At 72.8% G+C, this 18099-nt stretch carries 16 protein-coding genes; 9 read left to right on the forward strand and 7 right to left on the reverse strand.

Features of this window, described 5'->3' with window-relative positions:
• Positions 1–21: 21 nt before the first annotated feature.
• Complete coding sequence (yihA, locus tag ACA089_RS10915; protein WP_372016708.1) at positions 22–624, reverse strand: ribosome biogenesis GTP-binding protein YihA/YsxC; 603 nt, start codon at positions 622–624, stop codon at positions 22–24.
• 150 nt (positions 625–774) lie between these two features.
• Between yihA and ACA089_RS10920 the strand changes: the two genes are divergently transcribed.
• The 4 genes from ACA089_RS10920 to ACA089_RS10935 all read left to right on the forward strand — a co-directional run bounded on the left by ACA089_RS10920 (position 775) and on the right by ACA089_RS10935 (position 4028).
• On the forward strand, positions 775–1563 hold the full coding sequence (locus ACA089_RS10920; RefSeq protein ID WP_372016710.1) for a c-type cytochrome: 789 nt from the start codon (positions 775–777) through the stop codon (positions 1561–1563).
• A gap of 121 nt (positions 1564–1684) precedes the next feature.
• Positions 1685–2335 (forward strand): thiol:disulfide interchange protein DsbA/DsbL, encoded by a 651-nt coding sequence (locus tag ACA089_RS10925; RefSeq protein WP_372016711.1) that lies wholly within the window; start codon positions 1685–1687, stop codon positions 2333–2335.
• A gap of 69 nt (positions 2336–2404) precedes the next feature.
• Positions 2405–3196 carry a thiol:disulfide interchange protein DsbA/DsbL gene (locus tag ACA089_RS10930; protein WP_372016713.1) on the forward strand — a complete coding sequence of 264 codons (792 nt, stop codon included), beginning with the start codon at positions 2405–2407 and terminating at the stop codon, positions 3194–3196.
• Between the two features lie 91 nt (positions 3197–3287).
• A complete protein-coding gene (locus ACA089_RS10935) occupies positions 3288–4028 on the forward strand; it encodes an endonuclease/exonuclease/phosphatase family protein (protein ID WP_372017759.1) in 741 nt (246 codons plus the stop codon).
• 45 nt (positions 4029–4073) lie between these two features.
• Here ACA089_RS10935 and ACA089_RS10940 read toward each other — a convergent pair whose 3' ends face one another.
• Positions 4074–4850 (reverse strand): SDR family oxidoreductase, encoded by a 777-nt coding sequence (locus ACA089_RS10940; RefSeq protein ID WP_372016715.1) that lies wholly within the window; start codon positions 4848–4850, stop codon positions 4074–4076.
• 38 nt (positions 4851–4888) lie between these two features.
• Between ACA089_RS10940 and ACA089_RS10945 the strand changes: the two genes are divergently transcribed.
• A complete protein-coding gene (locus ACA089_RS10945) occupies positions 4889–5143 on the forward strand; it encodes a hypothetical protein (protein ID WP_372016717.1) in 255 nt (84 codons plus the stop codon).
• Positions 5144–5224: 81 nt separating this feature from the next.
• Here the strand turns inward: ACA089_RS10945 and sppA are convergent, their stop codons facing one another.
• Complete coding sequence (sppA, locus tag ACA089_RS10950) at positions 5225–7126, reverse strand: signal peptide peptidase SppA (RefSeq protein WP_372016718.1); 1902 nt, start codon at positions 7124–7126, stop codon at positions 5225–5227.
• 76 nt (positions 7127–7202) lie between these two features.
• The gene (locus ACA089_RS10955; RefSeq protein WP_372016720.1) at positions 7203–8585 is read right to left on the reverse strand and encodes an MATE family efflux transporter; all 1383 of its coding nucleotides are present in this window, start codon (positions 8583–8585) and stop codon (positions 7203–7205) included.
• A gap of 100 nt (positions 8586–8685) precedes the next feature.
• On the opposite strand from ACA089_RS10955, the gene ACA089_RS10960 reads away from it, so the two are divergent.
• Positions 8686–9786 (forward strand): DUF3667 domain-containing protein, encoded by a 1101-nt coding sequence (locus ACA089_RS10960; RefSeq protein ID WP_372016722.1) that lies wholly within the window; start codon positions 8686–8688, stop codon positions 9784–9786.
• Positions 9787–9795: 9 nt separating this feature from the next.
• Here ACA089_RS10960 and ACA089_RS10965 read toward each other — a convergent pair whose 3' ends face one another.
• On the reverse strand, positions 9796–11175 hold the full coding sequence (locus ACA089_RS10965; protein WP_372016723.1) for a hypothetical protein: 1380 nt from the start codon (positions 11173–11175) through the stop codon (positions 9796–9798).
• A gap of 451 nt (positions 11176–11626) precedes the next feature.
• Here ACA089_RS10965 and ACA089_RS10970 point away from each other — a divergent pair, with 451 nt between their 5' ends.
• Positions 11627–13846, forward strand: coding sequence for a primosomal protein N' (locus ACA089_RS10970; RefSeq protein WP_372016725.1), 2220 nt, complete (start codon positions 11627–11629; stop codon positions 13844–13846).
• A gap of 25 nt (positions 13847–13871) precedes the next feature.
• Here the strand turns inward: ACA089_RS10970 and ACA089_RS10975 are convergent, their stop codons facing one another.
• On the reverse strand, positions 13872–14468 hold the full coding sequence (locus tag ACA089_RS10975) for a hypothetical protein (RefSeq protein ID WP_372016727.1): 597 nt from the start codon (positions 14466–14468) through the stop codon (positions 13872–13874).
• A gap of 84 nt (positions 14469–14552) precedes the next feature.
• A complete protein-coding gene (locus ACA089_RS10980) occupies positions 14553–15308 on the reverse strand; it encodes an NYN domain-containing protein (RefSeq protein ID WP_372016728.1) in 756 nt (251 codons plus the stop codon).
• Between the two features lie 90 nt (positions 15309–15398).
• On the opposite strand from ACA089_RS10980, the gene ACA089_RS10985 reads away from it, so the two are divergent.
• Both ACA089_RS10985 and ACA089_RS10990 read left to right on the forward strand, forming a co-directional pair.
• Complete coding sequence (locus tag ACA089_RS10985; RefSeq protein ID WP_372016730.1) at positions 15399–16733, forward strand: MFS transporter; 1335 nt, start codon at positions 15399–15401, stop codon at positions 16731–16733.
• Entirely contained in the window at positions 16733–18043 is a 1311-nt protein-coding gene (locus tag ACA089_RS10990; protein WP_372017761.1) for an NAD(P)/FAD-dependent oxidoreductase, read from the forward strand. Before ACA089_RS10985 ends, ACA089_RS10990 begins: the two co-directional genes overlap by 1 nt.
• Positions 18044–18099 lie beyond the last annotated feature (56 nt).

Genomic DNA, 18099 nt, shown 5'->3' on the forward strand with positions numbered 1-18099 from the left:
CCCAGCGGCAGGCGTCGGGGGTTACAGCTCCAGCCAGCCGGTGACCACCGCGCGGGCCTCGTCCACGCCCTGCTTGTTCTCGCTGGAGAACGTCTGCACGCCGACATTGCCCTCGCCGAAGGCCGATGCCAGTTCGCGCCGCACCGCGGCCTGGACCTGGGCCTGCTGGCCGCGGCCGAGCTTGTCGGCCTTGGTCAGCAGCGCATGCGCCGGCAATCCGCGGGCGACCGCGTACTCGAGCATCTGCCGGTCGTAGTCCTTGAGCGGGTGGCGGATGTCCATGACCACGACCAGGCCGCGCAGCGCCTCGCGCTGGCGGAAGTAGCGATCGAGGAAACCCTGCCAGTGCGCCTTCATCTCCATCGGCACCTTGGCGTAGCCGTAGCCCGGCAGGTCCACCAGGTAGCGCTGCGGCGCCACCTCGAAGTAGACCAGCTGCTGGGTACGGCCGGGGGTCTTGGAGACCCGCGCCAGCGCGTTCTGCCGGGTCAGGGCATTGAGCGCACTGGACTTGCCGGCGTTGGAGCGGCCGGCGAAGGCGACCTCGTGGCCGCCATCGGGCGGCAACTGCGCAGGCGTGTGCGCCGAGCCCAGGTAGCGGGCCTTCTCGAGCGGATTGGACATGCCCATAGGATCGCACGGCGCGGGCCGCGGGTCGCCCGGACCGCGGCGATGGCCGGTTTCGTTGACCGTTCCGCCCCGCCACAGGGATAATCCCGACGTTTCGCGGCCGTTAATCGGCCGCCCCGAATCGGGTCCCCGGAGCTCTAGCACATGCGCCACGCTCGCGTTATCGCCCTTGCCGGACTGGCCATCACGGTCACCGCCGTCGCCGCCTTCGCCGCCCAGACCACGGTGGTGCCGGTCCCCGACAACGCGCCCGTGCAGACCGCCCCGCTCGAGGTGGACCTGAGCAAGACCCACTGGGGCGACGCCGAGGCCGGCGCCGGCAAGGCCGCGGCCTGCGCCGCCTGCCACGGTGCCGACGGCAATCCGTCGATCCCGACCTACCCGCGCCTGGCCGGCCAGAGCGAGCGCTACATCGCCAAGCAGCTGGCCCTGTTCGCCAGCGGCGAGCGCCACACGGGCATGGCCGCGGTGATGGTGCCGTTCGCCCAGGCACTGAGCCCGCAGGACATGCGCGACGTCGGCGCGTTCTTCGCCGGCCAGAAGGCCGCGGCCGGCGTGGCCGACGATACCGTCGTGGCCGATGGCGCCTACGCCGGCCTGAAGTACTACGAGATCGGCGAGCGCCTGTTCCGCGCCGGCGACGCCGAGCGCGGCATCCCGGCCTGCGCGTCGTGCCATGGCCCCACCGGCGCCGGCAACCCGGGTCCGCCGTACCCGCACATCGGCGGGCAGATGGCCGAGTACAGCGCGCGCCGCCTGACCGAATACAAGGCCGGGACCACCAGCGAGCGCGACCCGGCCTCGTTCCACATCATGGCCAAGGTCGCCGGCAAGCTCACCGAACAGGAAATCGGCGCGCTGGCCAGCTACCTGCAGGGCCTGCACGACCATGCCGACGACGTCGAGGTGGCCGCGGCCGAACCGCGCCCGTGAAACTTCGCGGCGCCGGCGCGGTCTGACCACCGCGGTCCCTCTCTCACCCTTGCGCCGGCCCCTGGCCGGCGTCGTTTTTTCCGCCGCCCGCCTGCGCGGGCGCCCCAACCGGAGATCCCCGATGAAGGCGCTGCTGACCGGTCTGCTGCTCGCCGCCCTGGCCTGGCTGCCCGCGCCGCCTGCCGGGGCCGCCGCGCCGGTCCCCGAGGCCGGGCGCGACTACGTCGAGATCCCCGGCGGCCAGCCGTGGGCCGCCAGGCCCGGGCGGGTCGAAGTGGCGGAAGTCTTCGGCTACTCCTGCCCGCACTGCGCCCGGCTGGAGCCGGCCCTGAAGGCGTGGAAGGCGAAGCTGCCGCGCGATGTCGATTTCGTCGCGGTCCCGGCCGCGTTCGGCGGGCCGTGGGATGCCTGGGCACGCGCCTATTTCGCCGCCGCCGACCTCGGCCTGCTCGGCCGCACGCACGACGCGGTGTTCGCGGCGATCCACGAGAAGGGCACCCTGCCGCGCAATCCGACGGCACAGGAACTGGCGAGCTTCTACGCGGACTATGGGGTCGACCAGGACCGCTTCCGCGCGGCGATGGCCGACCCCGGCGTCGACGCGCAGCTGGCCCGCGCCGCCGGGCTCACCCGCGCCTGGGAGCTGGAGGGAACGCCCGCCCTGGTGGTGGCCGGCCGCTACCGCGTCCTCGGCCGCAGCTTCGACGACATGCTGCGGATCGCCGACTGGCTGGTCGCCCGCGAGCGCAAGAACCCCCGCCCCCGCCCCTGATCCGGAGCCGCCGCGCCGACCCGGCGTTGACGGCCCCTGCCCCACCCTCTTCTGCCAGGAGACCGACCCATGACCCCGCGCCATCTCGTCAGCCTGACCCTTCCGCTGCTGCTGCTCGCCCTGACCGCCTGCTCCGGCCCCGACGCCCCCGCACCGGCGGCGGCGCCGGCCAGCCCGGCGCCGGCCCAGACGCCCGCAGCCCCGGCCACCGCCTCCCCGGCCACGGACGCCGGTGCCCCGGCGGCGGCCCCGTCCGCCGCGGCGCCCGCCGCACCTGCCGGCCCGGCGCCGGTCGCGGGCGTGGACTACGTGGAAATCGCCAACGGCCAGCCGTTCCAGCCGGCCTCCGGCCGGATCGAAGTCGCCGAGGTGTTCGGTTACACCTGCCCGCACTGCGCCCACTTCGAACCGGAATTCCAGGCGTGGAAGCAGCGCCAGCCGGGCGACGTGGCGGTGGTGCAGGTGCCGGCGGCCTTCGGCGGCTACTGGGTGCCGTATGCGCGTGCGTTCTACACCGCCGAGGCGCTGGGCGTGCTGCCGCAGTCGCACGATGCCATGTTCAACGCGATCCACGTGCAGCGCAGCCTGCCGGTGAACAACAACGTCACCGCCGAGCAGATCGCGCCCTTCTACGCGCAGTACGGCGTGGACGCCAAGCGCTTCACCGACACCTTCAACAGCTTCGGCGTCGACGCCAAGATCAACCGTGCCAAGCAGTTCGCGATGAAGGCCAAGATCGAAGGCACGCCCTCGCTGGTGGTCAACGGCAAGTACACCGTGCCGGTGGACCAGCGCGGCTTCGGCCAGATGCTCAATACCGTCGACTGGCTGGTCGCCAGGGAGCGTGGCGGCGCGAACTGACGCGCCGCACCCCCGTATGGGCTCCCCCACGCCCGCCACCGCAGCCCCGCCGGCCGTCGCCACGTCGACGGCCGGCACGCGCACCCTGCGCGTGCTCAGCGCCAACATCCAGGCCGGATCGAGCACCCGCCGCTACAGCGACTACGTGACCCGCAGCTGGTCGCACGCGCTGCCGGCCGGGCGCAAGCGCACCAGCCTGGACGCGATCGCGCAGCTGGCCAGCGGCCACGACATCGTCGGGTTGCAGGAAAGCGACCCGGGCAGCCTGCGGTCGGGCTTCACCAACCAGACCCACTACCTGGCCCAGCGCGCCGGCTTCCATTACTGGACCCACCAGCCCAACCGCAGCATGGGTGGCGTGGCGTCGAGCGCCAACGGCCTGCTCAGCAAGCTCGAGCCGGTGCGCACCACCGACCACTCGCTGCCCGGCCGGATCAAGGGCCGCGGGGTGCTGCTGGCCCATTTCAGCGACGACCGCGACGGCCTCACCGTGGCGGTGGCGCACCTGTCGCTGGGCGCGAAGTCGCGGCTGGCGCAGCTGTCGTTCATCGCCGAGGTGTTGAAGGACCACCCCAACGCGGTGCTGATGGGCGACTTCAACTGCCTGCCCGACCAGCCCGAGATGGACGTGCTCTACCGCAACACCACGCTGCGCCCGCCCGAGTGCGTGGTGCCGACGTTCCCCAGCTGGAAGCCGCAGCGCGCGATCGACCACATCCTGGTCAGCGGCGAACTGAGGTGCCTGGGCACGCAGGCGTTCCCGGCGGCGTTTTCCGACCACCTGGCGCTGGCGATGCAGATCGAGGTCCCGGAGCGCGCCCTGCGCACCTGACGGAGCGGCGCGTCGTGCCGTCGCCGGCCTGCACGAGCGGCGCGCTCAGAACCCGTAGCGCAGGAATCCGCCGTCCACCGCGATGCACTCGCCGGTGACATAGCTGGCCGCCGGCAGGCAGAGGAACGCGACCGCCGAGGCGACCTCCTCCGGTTCGCCTATCCGTCCCATCGGCGTGCGCGCGACCACCTCGTCGTAGTAGTCCGGGTCCGACAGCGGTCCCGACGTACGACGGGTACGGATGTACCACGGCGCCACCGCGTTCACCCGGATGCCATCCTCGGCCCACTCCACCGCGAGGTTGCGGGTCATCTGGTGCAGCGCGGCCTTGCTCATGCCGTAGACCACGCCGCTGCGCACGTGGGTCAGCCCGGACACGCTGCCGACATTGACGATGCTCGAGGCCGCGTGCCGTGCCAGCAGCGGGTGCGCGTAGCGGGACAGTTCGAAGGCCGAGAACAGGTTGGTCTCGAAGATCCCGCGCCATTCGTCCTCGGTGTAGTCGACCGCGGCCTTGGTGACGTTGCCGCCGGCGTTGTTGACCAGGACGTGCAGGCCCTCGCCCTGGTCCTCGACCCAGTCCAGGATCGCCTGCCTGTCCTCGTCGTCGGCCACGTCCGCGGCCATGGCCAGGATGTCCTGGGCCGGATGGCGCTCGGCGAGCTCGTCGCGCGCCTCCTGCAGCGGATCCTCCTCGCGCGCGACCAGCAGCAGGTGCGCGCCGAGCGCCGCCAGTTCGCGGGCGATCGCCAGGCCGATGCCGGCGCTGGCGCCGGTCACCAGCGCCAGTTGCCCGTCCAGCCGCCACCGGTTCGTCGTCATGGGCGTAGGATAACGCCGGCTTCCACCGGAGCGCGCCGATGTCCCGCATCGTCCAACCGTCCACCCGGAATGCGCCGGCATGCGCGACGCTGCTGCTCGGCTGCACCTTCGCACTGGCTGGCTGCCGGCCCGAGCCGCCGCCGACCGAGCGCCCGCCCGAGCCGCAGGCCCAAGCGGCGGTGCTGCAGGACGCCATCCAGGCGCCGCAGGACAAGGCCCGGGCGACGCAGGCCGCCGCCGCCGATGCCGCGGAGCGCCAGGCGTCCGCGATCGAGGACGCCAGCGGAGGATGAGCGCGGCCGGGGCCGGCCCGGCAATCCGGCAAAAAAAACCGCCCCGCCCGGCAACCGGACGGGGCGGCGGGTAGCCGCGGACTACAGTCCGCAGAAGCAGTAGGCGAGCGACTTCACCGGCGCGCCGCTACGGTCCTTCAACGCGTTCTCGACGAAGCGCAGCTGCGCTTCGGTCTCCGGCATGGTCCGCGCCAGCGCGCTGCGCGCCAGTCCCGAATCCTGCAGCAGCACCGCGCCGACCCGGCTGCCGGCGAAACCGGCCATGAACTGCGCGAACGGCGTGGCCGGCTTCTCGATGTACGCCACGCGGAACTTGTCCCTGGCACCGAGCTTGGCCCGCGCGGCGGCATCGGCGACCGCGTCGCCCAGGTCGCCCAGCTCGTCGACCAGGCCGCGCTCCTTGGCCTGCGCGCCGCTCCACACGCGGCCGCGCGCGACCGCGTCCACCTCTTCGACCGGCTTGCCGCGTGCGGCGGCGACCTTGCCGGTGAAGTCGGCGTAGCCCTTGTCGATCACCGCCTGGATCACGCGGCCCACTTCCGGATCCATCGGCCGGGTCACGTCGAACGCACCGGCGAAGCGGGTGGTGCTCACGCCGTCGGTGTGCACGCCGATCTTGTCCAGGGTGCGGGTGAAGTTGGGGATCAGCCCGAAGATGCCGATCGAGCCGGTGATCGTCGACGGGTCGGCGTAGATCCGGTCGGCGTTCATGCTGATCCAGTAGCCGCCGGAGGCGGCCAGGTCGCCCATCGACACCACCACCGGCTTGCCGTCGGCCTTGAGCAGCTCGACCTCGCGGCGGATCTGCTCGGAGGCGAAGACCTCGCCGCCGGGCGAATCCACGCGCAGCACGACCGCCTTGACCTCCTCGTCGGCGCGCGCCTGGCGCAGCAGCGCGGCGGTGGACTCGCCACCGATCCGGCCCGCCGGCTGGTCGCCGCCGGTGATCTCGCCTTCGGCCACCACCACCGCCACCTGCGGGCGGCGGTCGACGGGCAGGCGCTTGCTGTCGAGCTGGACGAGGTAGCCGTCCAGCGTTACGTGGCGGAAGCCGAGCTCGTCGTCCTCGTCGGCCACGCCACGCTCGGTCATGAGGTCGGCGACCTGCTCCCGCGTCTTCAGCCCGTCGACCAGCTTCATCGCCTGCGCATGCTGGGCGATGTCGCCGCCGGCGGCCTCGATGCCGTCCGGCAGCGCGTCGATCTGCGCGGCCAGCTGCGCCGGGTCGAGCTTGCGCGCCGCGCCCACGTCGGCGAGGTAGCGCTGCCAGACGTCGTTCATCCAGTACAGGTCCGCTTCCTTCGCCTCCGGCGAGGCGGCGTCGAGGATGTACGGCTCGGCCGCGGACTTGAACTCGCCGACGCGGAACAGGTGCACGTCCACGCCCAGCTTGTCCTGCAGGCCGGTGCGGAAATACTGGCGGTAGCGGCCCAGTCCCTCGAGCAGCAGGCTGCCCATCGGGTCCAGGTAGACCTCGTCGGCCTGCGCGGCCAGCAGGTACTGGCTCTGGCCGATGTTCTCGCCGAACGCCACCACCTGCTTGCCCGATGCGCGCAGCTCGGCCAGCGCCGCGGCGACCTCGCGCATCGACGCCATGCCCGAGGGCTCGAGCTTGTCGAGCTGCAGCAGCACGCGCTCGATGTGCTTGTCGTCCTTGGCCGCCTCGATCGCGCGCAGCAGGTCGCGCAGCTGGATCTCCTCGGCCGAGCGGTCGCCGAAGGCGCGCGCCAGCGCGCGGGTGACCGGGTCGGCGGTGAACTGCTCGACCAGCCGCCCTTCCGGCGCGATCACCAGCGTGGTGCGCTCCTGCAGCGGCTGCACGCCCCCCTTGCCCACGGCGGCGATGAACCCGACCAGGACCAGGAACAGCAGGCCGAAGAACAGCAGGTTGAGGATCAGCCGGCGGGTGAAGTTCATCACGTCCCACAGGCCGGTGAAGAAGCGGCCGACGGGATTGGGGCGCGGCAGGGGGGGCGGGTTCATCGGACAGCGGCTCCGGCGGGCGGGATGCGGGTTACGGCATGCAGGATAGCCCCTGCGCCATGCCCTTTCATAAGCCTTAAGTCAGGGTGCCCACGGGGCTGGCGGGCACGGCCGGGGGCAGGTGGCGCAGGCGCCAGCGCAGGCGCGCGCCCATCAGCAGCGCGGCCGCGGTCAGGCCGACGATCAGGCCGGCCCACATGCCCTGCGGCCCCCCGCCCAGGCCCAGGCCGAGCCCGGCCCCGAGCGGCATGCCCAGGCCCCAGTACGAGACCATCGCCAGGAACATCGGCACGCGGGTGTCGCGCAGGCCGCGCAGCGATCCGGCCGACATCACCTGGATCCCGTCCGGGAACTGGAAGGCGGCCGCGTACAGCAGCAGGGTCGAGGCCAGCGCCGCGACCGCCACGTCCGAGGTGTAGACCGAGACGATGGCATCGTGGCCCGAGAGCAGCAGCAGCGCCGAAAGCGACTGGGTGGCGAGCACGATCGCGTAGCCGGCCCGCGCGGCACGCCGCACGCCGTCCGGTTCGCCGGCCCCGAGGGCGTGGCCGACGCGCACGGTGGTCGCCTCGGCCAGCCCCATCGGCACCATGAAGCACAGCGCGGAGACGTTGATCGCGATCTGGTGCGCGGCCGCCGGCACCTCGCCCAGCCTGGCGATCAGCAGCGCGGTGGCGATGAACAGCCCGCCCTCCATCAGCACCGTCACACCGATCGGCAGGCCGGTGGCGAGCAGCGCACCGATTGCGCGCAGGCGCGGCGGCTCCAGGTGCGTGAACAGGCCCAGCGGCGCGAACCGGCGCGAGCGCCACAGGTACAGGGCGAAGCCCAGCGCCTGCAGCCACATCACCGTGGCCGAGGCCGCCCCGAGGCCGCCGGCGCCCATCTCCGGCAACGGGCCCACGCCGAAGGTCAGCGCGTAGCCCAGCGGCGCCAGCACCAGCAGCCCGCCGAAGCCCAGCAGCATCGTCGGCAGCGTCCAGTGCAGGCCCTCGCTGAGGTAGCGCATGCAGAAGAACAGGGTCAGTGCCGGCACCCCCCAGCGCACCGCGTGGGCGAACGCGGTCGCGCCGGGAATGATGTCCGCGGCGATGCCGAACGCACCCAGCGCCAGCGGCACCGCGCTGAGGAAGGCGAACATGAGCAGGCCCAGGCCGAGGCCCAGCCACAGCGCCTGGCGGAACAGCGGCGCGATCTCGTGGCGGCGCCCGGCACCGTCGAGCTGCGAGACCGACGCGGTCAAGGCGATCAGCGTGCCGATCGGCACCATCATCGGCAGCCACAGCAGCGCGGTGCCGACCGTCACCGAGGCCAGCGTGCGGGTGCCGTGGTGGCCGGCGATGACGTTGTCGACGAAGCTGATCAGGCCGGTCGAGACGTGTCCCAGCACCAGCGGCAGGGCGAGCGTGGCGGTGGCGCGCAGTTCGCGGCCGAAGCCCGGCGTGGGGGAAGACGACATGGGATGCACTTGATGCGGGCTGCGGTCGTGCGGCGGGCACTGGCACCGGGCTCCGGCAGGTCGCTATCTTAGCCGCGACCGGGGACCAGCACATGACGCCATGAGCGACAGCCATCCTGCCGCCTGCGAGAACTGCGCCGCGCCGCTGCGGGGCCGGTTCTGCCACGCCTGCGGCCAGGCCGCGCACAGTCCCGTGCGCAGCTTCGCGCACGCGGTCGAGGAAGTGTTCGAATCCTTCTGGCACCTCGACGGCCGGATCTTCCGCACCCTGCGCCGGCTGCTGTCGCCGGGGGCACTGGCCATCGACTACCTCGGGGGCCGCCGCGCGCCGTACGTGGCGCCGATGCGGCTGTTCGTGGTCCTGTGCGTGCTGACCTTCTTCGTCGGCAAGCTGGTGGACTGGTCCGACGATGCGACCGTGGCGCCGTCCGTGCAGGTGAACGGCGCCGCCCGGATGTTCGCCGGGGCCGGCACGGTGGCGGAGGTCGAGCGGCTGCGGGACGCCAACGTGGCCGAAATGGAAGAGGGGCGCGAGGGCCTGCCGGCCATCGCCGCGCCCGCGCGCCGCGGGTTCGACCAGGGCATCGCCGAGATCCGGCGGCAGGCCGACCTGCGCATCGTCGAGCTCGGCGGCACTCCCGCGCCCGCCCCGCCGGCGGCTGCGGGCGTCGAGACACGGGGAACGGATGCGCTGGTCGTCTCCACCGACGGGGAGGACGGCTGGCTGGCGCGCCAGGCGCGACGGATCGAACAGAACTGGCCGCGGATCGAGCGGGACCCGTCGCTGTTCAAGGCCGCGTTCATGGGCAGCGTGCCGTCGGCGCTGTTCGTGCTGGTGCCGCTGTTCGCGCTGCTGCTGAAGCTCTTCTACCTCGATTCGGGGCGCCTGTACCTGGAACACCTCGTGGTCGCCCTCTACAGCCACGCCTTCCTGCTGCTGGCGTTGCTGGGGCAGTTCGTGCTGCTGGCGCTCGAGCACACGATCGCGCCATACGTGGTCACGTTCGGAATGTTCACCGGCCTGCTGGCGGGCCTGTTGTGGCTGTGCATGCCGGTGTACCTGCTGCTGATGCAGAAGCGCGTCTACGGGCAGGGCTGGCTGCTGACCGGCACGAAGTTCGCCGTGCTGGGCGGCATCTACGCCTTCGTACTGGTCAATGCTGCCGTGGCGCTGGCGCTGCTGAGCCTGGCCCGCGCCTGACGGCGCCGCTCACTCGCGCGCGCGCTGCTCCAGCCACGCGCCGCGCCCGGCGGGGGGCGTGGCCAGCAGTTCGGCTCGCAGCCGCTGGCGCTCGGCGGGCGGGGTACGCGCGGATAATTCGCCCAGGCGCGCGCGCTGCTCCGGCGTCAGCGCGCGCAGCACGGCCAGCATCGGCGCGCGCTCGCCTTCGCCGACGAAGCCGACCAGCGGCTGCAGGCGCGCGTAGTCGGCACCAAGCCCCGGGCCGAGCAGCCAGCCGGCGCGCTCCATCGCATCGAGCGCGGCGAAGCGGGCGCGCAGCTGCGCGCGGGTGGCCGGATCCTGCGTTTCGAGGGCGGCGGCCGCGGCCCGCACCTGCGCCTGCCCGATCGCGTCCAGGTGCTGCCACGCCTCCAGCGCGGCGGGAGCGACGTCCGCTCCGCCCCCGAACGCAGCGTCCGCCGCCTGCGGATCCGCGTCGCGCTCGATCCGCGATGGCGGCATGCCGGCCGCATACCAGGACAGCAGCGCCAGGTCGGCGATGACCGGATCCTGCACCGGTTCGGGCAGGGCCGCCGGCCAGTCGGGCGCCCGGGCCGGGGGCTCGGCCGGAGGCAACGGCTCGATGACCACCGGCGCGTTGTCGTGGACGCGCAGGTCATCGGTGCCGCGCGGCGGATCCTCGATGGCCGCCGCCTGCAGGCCCGGCAGGCGCCCCGCGGTGTGCAACCACCAGGCGGCCAGCACGAGGCCGGCGACCACCAGCGCGGCCATCAGCCAGGTGCGCCCGCGTGCCGGCACCCCCCGACGGGCGGGCCGCTGCGCGTGCTCCGGCTCGGAGGGCTGGCCGGTGGGCTGGCCGGTGGGCGGGGCGGTGGCAGGCGGGCGCGCGGCCAGCGCGGACTCGCGCAGTTGCGCGAGCCGTTGCAGCTGGCGCACGTCCAGGTCGCGACCAGCCTGCTGGATGGCTTCGGCCTGCCGCCTCCAGCCGGTCGCGTCCGGCGCTCCGCTGGCGTCGCGCGGACACGCCTCGGCAAGCGCCTGCTGGTAGCCGGGCAGGTCCGTGGCGAGCACGCCCGCGGCCGTTTCCTCGTCGAGGCCAGCCACTTGGCGCAGCAGCAGTGCCCGCCGGGCGGGGACCGGAAGCGCGGCCAGGAACGCCAGCTCGGGGGGCCACGCGCCACGCGCCGGCTCCGGCGGCAGGGCCAGCAGCAACTTCCAGAAGCGGGTCGGCCATTCGGCCATCGGCATGCGTTCGGCCGGACCGGGAAAGGCCCGGATCGCCGCGGCCAGCGCCCGCTCGGCCGCGGCGGCGTCGCCGCCCTGCAGCCACAGGAAGGTGAAGGCGCGCCGCTCGGCCCCCCGCAGGAACGCGGCCAGCGCCGCCGGCAGTTCCGTGCCCCGGCTCAAGGGATTTCGATGCGTGGGGTCGGTGCCATGCGGGGAGGATACGCCGCCGGCCTACCCGGATCGCTCTTGACAGGTCTGGCGCGGCTGTTCCAGCACGCAATGACGGGGCCTGCCGGCCAGCGGGTTGTGCACAGCGCAATTACTTTCGGCCCAAAACCGCATGTTTTCGCATCCAGCGGTTTGCTACACCGGTGTTTCACGACCAACCCGTTGATTTGAATTGATTTTCCGATGTGGCGCTTTTTTGACCATCCTGACTGACACGCTTGAAGTGCCGTGTTTGCCGCGTGAAGCATTGCGCTCATGCACAAGGTTATCCACATGCGGTGTGGATAAAGGCAAATCTTCAACTGTGACGGCCGTTTACCTCCGGTTCGTCAGTTCGCGCCGCAGCTATGCCCTGCAAGCACGCATCCAGGGTCCGCGAGGGGCGGTGGCTTAGACTGGCGCGATGCCCGACCCCGGCCCCCCCACCCCGACCAGCCTCCAGGTCGCCCTGCCCCTGCCATTGCCGCGGTTGTTCGATTACCTCCCGCCGGCTGGCACCCCCGCCGGCGAGGCCCAGGTCGGCCACCGCATCCGGGTGCCGTTCGGCAACCGCGAGCTGGTCGGCGTCGTGGCGGGCCTGGGGCCCGCATCGGGCGAGATGGACCTGCGGCCGGCCGTCGGGCTACCGGACCCCGAGCCCCTGTTCTCCGGCGAGCTGCTCGAGTCGCTGCGCTGGCTGGCCCGCTACACCCACGCCCCGCTCGGGGAAGTCTTCGCGACGGCCCTGCCGGCCGCGCTGCGCGCGGGCGAGCCGCTGCCTGACACGCATGCCTGGGCCTGGACGCTCACCGAAGCCGGGACCACCGCGCTGCCCGGCCTGCGGCGCAACAGCCGGCCACGGCGGCTTGCGGACCTGCTGGCCGAGGCCGCGCGCGACGAAGATGCGCTGGAGCGGCTGATGGACGGATGGCGCGACGCGGCCCGGGCCCTGTCGCGGCGCGGCCTGGCCGAACGCATCGCCGTTCCGGCCCGTGCGCTCGCCGACGCCCCGCGGCCCGGGCCGGTGCCCAACGCCGAGCAGCAGGCGGCGATCGACGCGGTGGCCGGCGCCGACGCGTTCCGCCCGTTCCTGCTGGAAGGCGTGACCGGCAGCGGCAAGACCGAGGTCTACCTGCACGCGATCGCCGACTGCCTGGCACGGGGGCGGCAGGCGCTGGTGCTGGTGCCGGAGATCGGCCTGACGCCGCAGACGCTCGAGCGCTTCCGCGCCCGTCTCGGCGTGCCGGTGCACGCGTTGCACTCGGGCCTGGGCGATGCCGAGCGCGCCCGTGCGTGGAGCGCGGCCTGGCGCGGCGAGGCGCGGGTGGTCGTCGGTACCCGGTCGGCCGTGTTCACGCCCTTGCCCGAAGCGGGGCTGATCGTGGTCGACGAGGAACACGACGCCAGCTACAAGCAGCAGGACGGGATCCGCTACCACGCGCGCGACTTCGCCCTGGTGCGGGGCAAGGCGCTGGGCGTCCCGGTCCTGCTCGGCAGCGCGACGCCCTCGCTGGAAACACTGCACAACGCCGCCGCGGGACGCTACGCGCACCTGCGCCTGCGCCGCCGCGCCGGCGAGGCACGGCCGCCCGCGGTGCGGATCCTCGACGTGCGCAAGCGCCCGCTGCAGGCCGGACTGGCGCCGGAAGTGCTGGACATGATCGGCACGGCGCTGCGCGAGGGCGGCCAGGTGCTGGTGTTCAAGAACCGCCGCGGCTACGCCCCGGTGCTGCTCTGCCACGACTGCGGGTGGAGCGCGCATTGCCCGCGCTGCAGCACCCCGACCCAGGGCACGCCGCTCACCGTGCATGCCGGTGGCGGCCGCCTGGTCTGCCATCACTGCGGCCACCGCCAGGCCAGGCCGCTGGCCTGCCCGGACTGCGCCAGCCTGGCCCTGCAGCCCCAGGGCATCGGCACCGAACGGCTGGAGGAACTGCTGGCGGAACGCTTCGCCGGTTGGCCGGTGCTGCGCATCGACCGCGGCACCACCGCACGCCGCGACGGCCTGGCGAAGCTGCTGGCCGAACTGGGTGACCGTCCCGGCATCCTGGTCGGCACCCAGATCCTGGCCAAGGGCCACGACCTGCCCAACCTGAGCCGGGTGGTCGTGGTCGGCGTCGACGAGGGCCTGTTCTCCTCCGATTTCCGCGCCGGCGAGAAGCTGGCCCAGTTGCTGATCCAGGTCGCGGGCCGGGCCGGTCGCGCACACCGCCCCGGCGAGGTGTGGTGGCAGACCCACCACCCCGAGCACCGCCTGCTGCACGACCTGATCAACGGCGGCTACGAGGCCTTCGCCCGCGACGAACTGGCCCAGCGCGAGGCGGCCGGCTTCCCGCCCTCCGCCCACCTGGCGCTGCTGCGCGGCGAAGCGCAGGAGGCCGAGGTGGCCGGCGCGTTCCTGCGCGGCGCGCGTGGCGTCCTCGCCGGCCTGGTCGCGCCGCACGCACCCGTGGACCTGCACGGCCCGGTCACCGCGCCGATGGCGCGGCGCGCGGGGCTGTACCGGATGCAGCTGCTGCTGTCGTCGTCCACGCGGCCGGCCCTGCACGCGCTGCTGGATGCCGCGTTGCCGGCCATCCACGCGCTGCCGGAGGCGCGGCGCACGCGATGGTCCCTGGACGTCGATCCCGTGGACCTGTACTGAGGCGCGAACGGGCGCCCGGGCAGCCTCAGGGGCCGCACTTCCAACGGCGCATGCTGGCCGCGATGGCCCCAGTGCTTTCGGGCTGCCGTTGCATCGCTGCCCTCAACGAACCACACGCGCGCCGCCGGGCCTCCGCTTGCAGCCAGCCGCCGACGGACCGGTCCTGCACCTGCACGCCGGGAAGATGGCTGTCCCGTCCGAACGCGTCGCCGTCCATGCGGGCGAAGACGTCCCGCTCGAACGAAACGTCCGCTGCGACGCGTGCGGCACCACCTGCCGGCAGCGTCCAGGCATCGTCCTCGTGCGTGACCGCAGTGGGGGGTGGGGACGGACTCGCGGGCTGGTCGGGTGACGACGTCGCTGCCGGACGAACCGATGCGTCCGGCAGCGACGCCGCGGCGGCCGCTGCCGTCGGCCTCGAAACCTTGGGCGTCGAGAACACGACCCGCATGCGCGCATCGGGGTCGGACCGTGCCCTGGCTGGGGCGGCCGGCCCGGTGTCCACCCCGAGCAGTCCATACAGGGCCACGTGCAGGCCGACGACCAGCACCACCGCGATCCAGCGCGCGGTCGCGTCATCCGCGCGGCACCGCCGTGCCACGCCGCCTCCGATCCCACGCATGCCGGCCCCATCCGTGACAGCCCCGCGTGGCAGACCCCGGTGAAGGCGCGCGAGTTCCCGGCCGATGCCCGGCGCGCCGCCCGGTCAGGGCGACGGCGCCGCTTTCCGCACCGACGAGCGGCGGCCGGGCTTGTCGCGCACGAGGACGACCTTGCCTTCCTGCTTGACCTCGAACAGGCCACTGGCCTTGACCAGGTCGCTGAGCTTGCCGTAGCCGTAATTGCGCGAATCGAACGAGGCCTGGTTGCTGATCTGGCTGCCGACCACGCCCAGGTTGGCCCAGCCGTCGTCGCCGCTGGCCGCTTCCACGGCGCTGCGCAGCATCTGCACCAGGCGCGCGTCGCCGCGCAGCTCCTGCGCACCCTTCTTCGCCGTGGTGGCGGCCTTGCCGTCGTCGACCTGCGCGCCCAGCGCCTCGATGTAGGTGAACTTCGAGCACGCATTGACGAACGGCTTGGGCGTCTTCTGCTCGCCGAACCCGTAGACCTTGACCCCGTCGGTGAGCAGGCGCATCACCAGCGGGGTGAAGTCGGCATCGCTGGAGACGATGGCGAAGCCGTCGAGGTTGCGCGCGTAGAGCAGGTCCATCGCGTCGACCACCATCGCCATGTCCGAGGCGTTCTTGCCGGACGAGTAGGCGAACTGCTGGATCGGCCGGATCGCGTACTCGTGCAGGACCGCTTCCCAGCCCTTGAGGCTGGAACTCTTCCAGTTGCCGTAGGCACGGCGCACGTTGGCCACGCCATGGCGCGCCACTTCGGCCAGGATCACGTCGATCTTGCCCGCCGGCGCGTTGTCCGCGTCGACCAGCAGGGCGATGCGCTTTTCCAGCTCGGCCATGGCTCCGCTCCTCCCGCGCCGGGATGGCGCCGGACCAGTCTTGCACAGGCGCACGCGCGTCGCGCGCCGCGGCCATGCCAGAATCGCCGCATGGAGCCCGCCCGCGACCTCACACCGGCCCGCCGCCTGCGCAGCATCTTCAGCGGCTCGGTCGGCAACCTGGTGGAGTGGTACGACTGGTACGTGTACGCGGCGTTCTCGCTGTACTTCGCCGAGGTGTTCTTCCCGGGCGGCGACCGCACCAGCCAGCTGCTGAAGACCGCGACGATCTTCGCCGTCGGCTTCCTGATGCGGCCGCTCGGCGGCTGGCTCCTGGGCCGCTACGCCGACCGCCACGGCCGTCGCGCTGCGCTGCTGCTGTCGGTGTGGATGATGTGCGCCGGCTCGCTGGTCATCGCCTTCACCCCCGGCTACGCCAGCATCGGCATCGCCGCGCCGGTGCTGCTGGTGCTGGCGCGCCTGCTGCAGGGGCTGTCGGTCGGCGGCGAGTACGGCACCTCGGCCACCTACCTGAGCGAGATGGCCGGCCGCGAGCACCGCGGCTTCTGGTCCAGCTTCCAGTACGTGACCCTGGTGATGGGCCACCTGGTCGCGCTGGGGGTGCTGTTGGCGCTGCAGCTGCTGCTCACGCCCGAGCAGCTGCGCGACTGGGGCTGGCGGATCCCGTTCGCGATCGGCGCGCTGGCCGCGCTGGCCGCGCTGTGGCTGCGGCGGAACATGGCCGAGACCGAGTCGTTCGCGCGCAGCGAGGCGCACGCATCGGCGGCGCAGCAGCACCGGCAGGGCACGCTGCGCGCGCTGCTGCAGCATCCGCGCGCGCTGCTCACCGTGGTCGGGCTGACCATGGGCGGCACGCTCGCCTTCTATACGTACACCACCTACGTCCACAAGTTCCTGGTCAACAGCGCCGGGCTGTCGAGCGAAACCGCCGCGCGGGTGAACGCCTCCACGCTGTTCGTGTTCATGCTCCTGCAGCCACTGGTCGGCGCGCTGTCGGACCGGATCGGGCGGCGGCCGGTGCTGATCGCGTTCGGCGTGCTGGGCACGCTGCTGACCGTGCCGATCCTGTCGAGGCTGCAGTCGGTACAGGGCGCGATGGACGCGTTCTGGCTGGTGATGCTCGCGCTGGTCGTGCTCAGCGGCTACACCGCGATCAACGCGGTGGTGAAGGCCGAGCTGTTCCCGGTGGAGATCCGTGCCCTGGGCGTGGGCCTGCCCTATGCGCTGACCGTCGCCGTGTTCGGCGGCACCGCCGAGTCGGTCGCGCTGTGGTTCAAGCGGACCGGACTCGAAAGCGGGTTCTACTGGTACGTCACCGCCTGCATCGCCGCCTCGCTGCTGGTCTACGTCTGGATGCCCGACACCCGCCGGCATTCGCGGATCGACCAGGACCCGGTCGGCCACCCCGGAGGAAGCACCCCGTGATCAGCGAAGCGACCCGCCCGCACCTGCTCGTGGTCGGCGGCGGATTCGCCGGCCTGTGGGCCACCCGCGCCCTGGCCCGTGCGCCGCTGCGGATCACCCTGCTCGACCGCAGCAACCACCACCTGTTCCAGCCGCTGCTGTACCAGGTCGCCACCGCCGGCCTGTCGGCGCCGGACATCGCCGCGCCGCTGCGCCACATCCTGCGCCGCCAGCGCAACGTCGAGGTGCGCCTCGGCGAAGCGGGCTCGATCGACGCCGCACGCCGCCGGGTCACGCTGGCCGATGGCGGCGTCCTCGATTTCGACTACCTGCTGCTGGCCACCGGCGCCACCCACGCCTATTTCGGCAACGACCAGTGGGCCGCGCACGCGCCCGGGCTCAAGTCGCTCGACGACGCGCTGGACCTGCGCCGGAAGCTGCTGCTGGCGTTTGAACGCGCCGAGGCCTGCACCGACCCGGCCGAACGCGCCGCCTGGCTGAACTTCGCCATCGTCGGCGGCGGGCCGACCGGGGTGGAGCTGGCGGGCACGCTGGCGGAGATCGCGCGGCACACGCTGCGCGGCGAGTTCAGGAACATCGACCCGGCCAGCGCGCGCGTGCGCCTGCTGGAAGCCGGGCCGCGGGTGCTCGCCTCGTTCCCCGAAGCGCTCTCCGTCCGCGCCCGGCGGCAGCTCGAAAGACTGGGCGTGGACGTCTCCACCGGCGTGCCGGTGACGGCGATCGACGGCGGTGGCTACCGTCTGGGCGAGGATTACGTGCCGGCGCGGACCGTGGTCTGGGCCGCGGGCGTGGCCGCCTCGCCGCTGGCACGCTCGCTGGGCGTGCCGCTGGATCGCGCCGGACGCGTGCCGGTCGAGGCCGACCTCGGCGTGCCGGGACATCCGCACGTGTTCGTCGCCGGCGACCTGGCCGCGGTCAAGCGCAGCGACGGCGGCCAGGTGCCCGGGGTCGCGCCCGCGGCCAAGCAGATGGGCCGGCATGTCGCCGCCTCGATCCGCGCGCGGATGCAGGGCACGCCGTCGACGGCGTTCCGCTACCGCGACTTCGGCAACCTCGCCACCATCGGGCGCCTAGCCGCGGTGGTGGACCTGCACGGCTTCAAGCTGTCCGGCCTGCTCGCCTGGTGGTTCTGGCTGGCGGCCCACGTGTTCTTCCTGATCGGCTTCCGCAACCGGCTGGTCGTCCTGCTCAACTGGGCCTGGGCCTACTGGAGCTACCAGCGCGCCGCCCGGATCATCCTCGGCAGCGGTGACGAGGGCCGGGCACCGGCCGCCGGATCCGACCGTCCCGCCGACACCGGCCCGCCCTAGCAACCGCGGGTCCTCGCATGGCGCCCGGTGCCGCGGCCTGGATCCGGCCGCGGTGG

It is taken from the genome of Pseudoxanthomonas fibrivorans (assembly GCF_041464125.1).
GTDB lineage: Bacteria > Pseudomonadota > Gammaproteobacteria > Xanthomonadales > Xanthomonadaceae > Pseudoxanthomonas.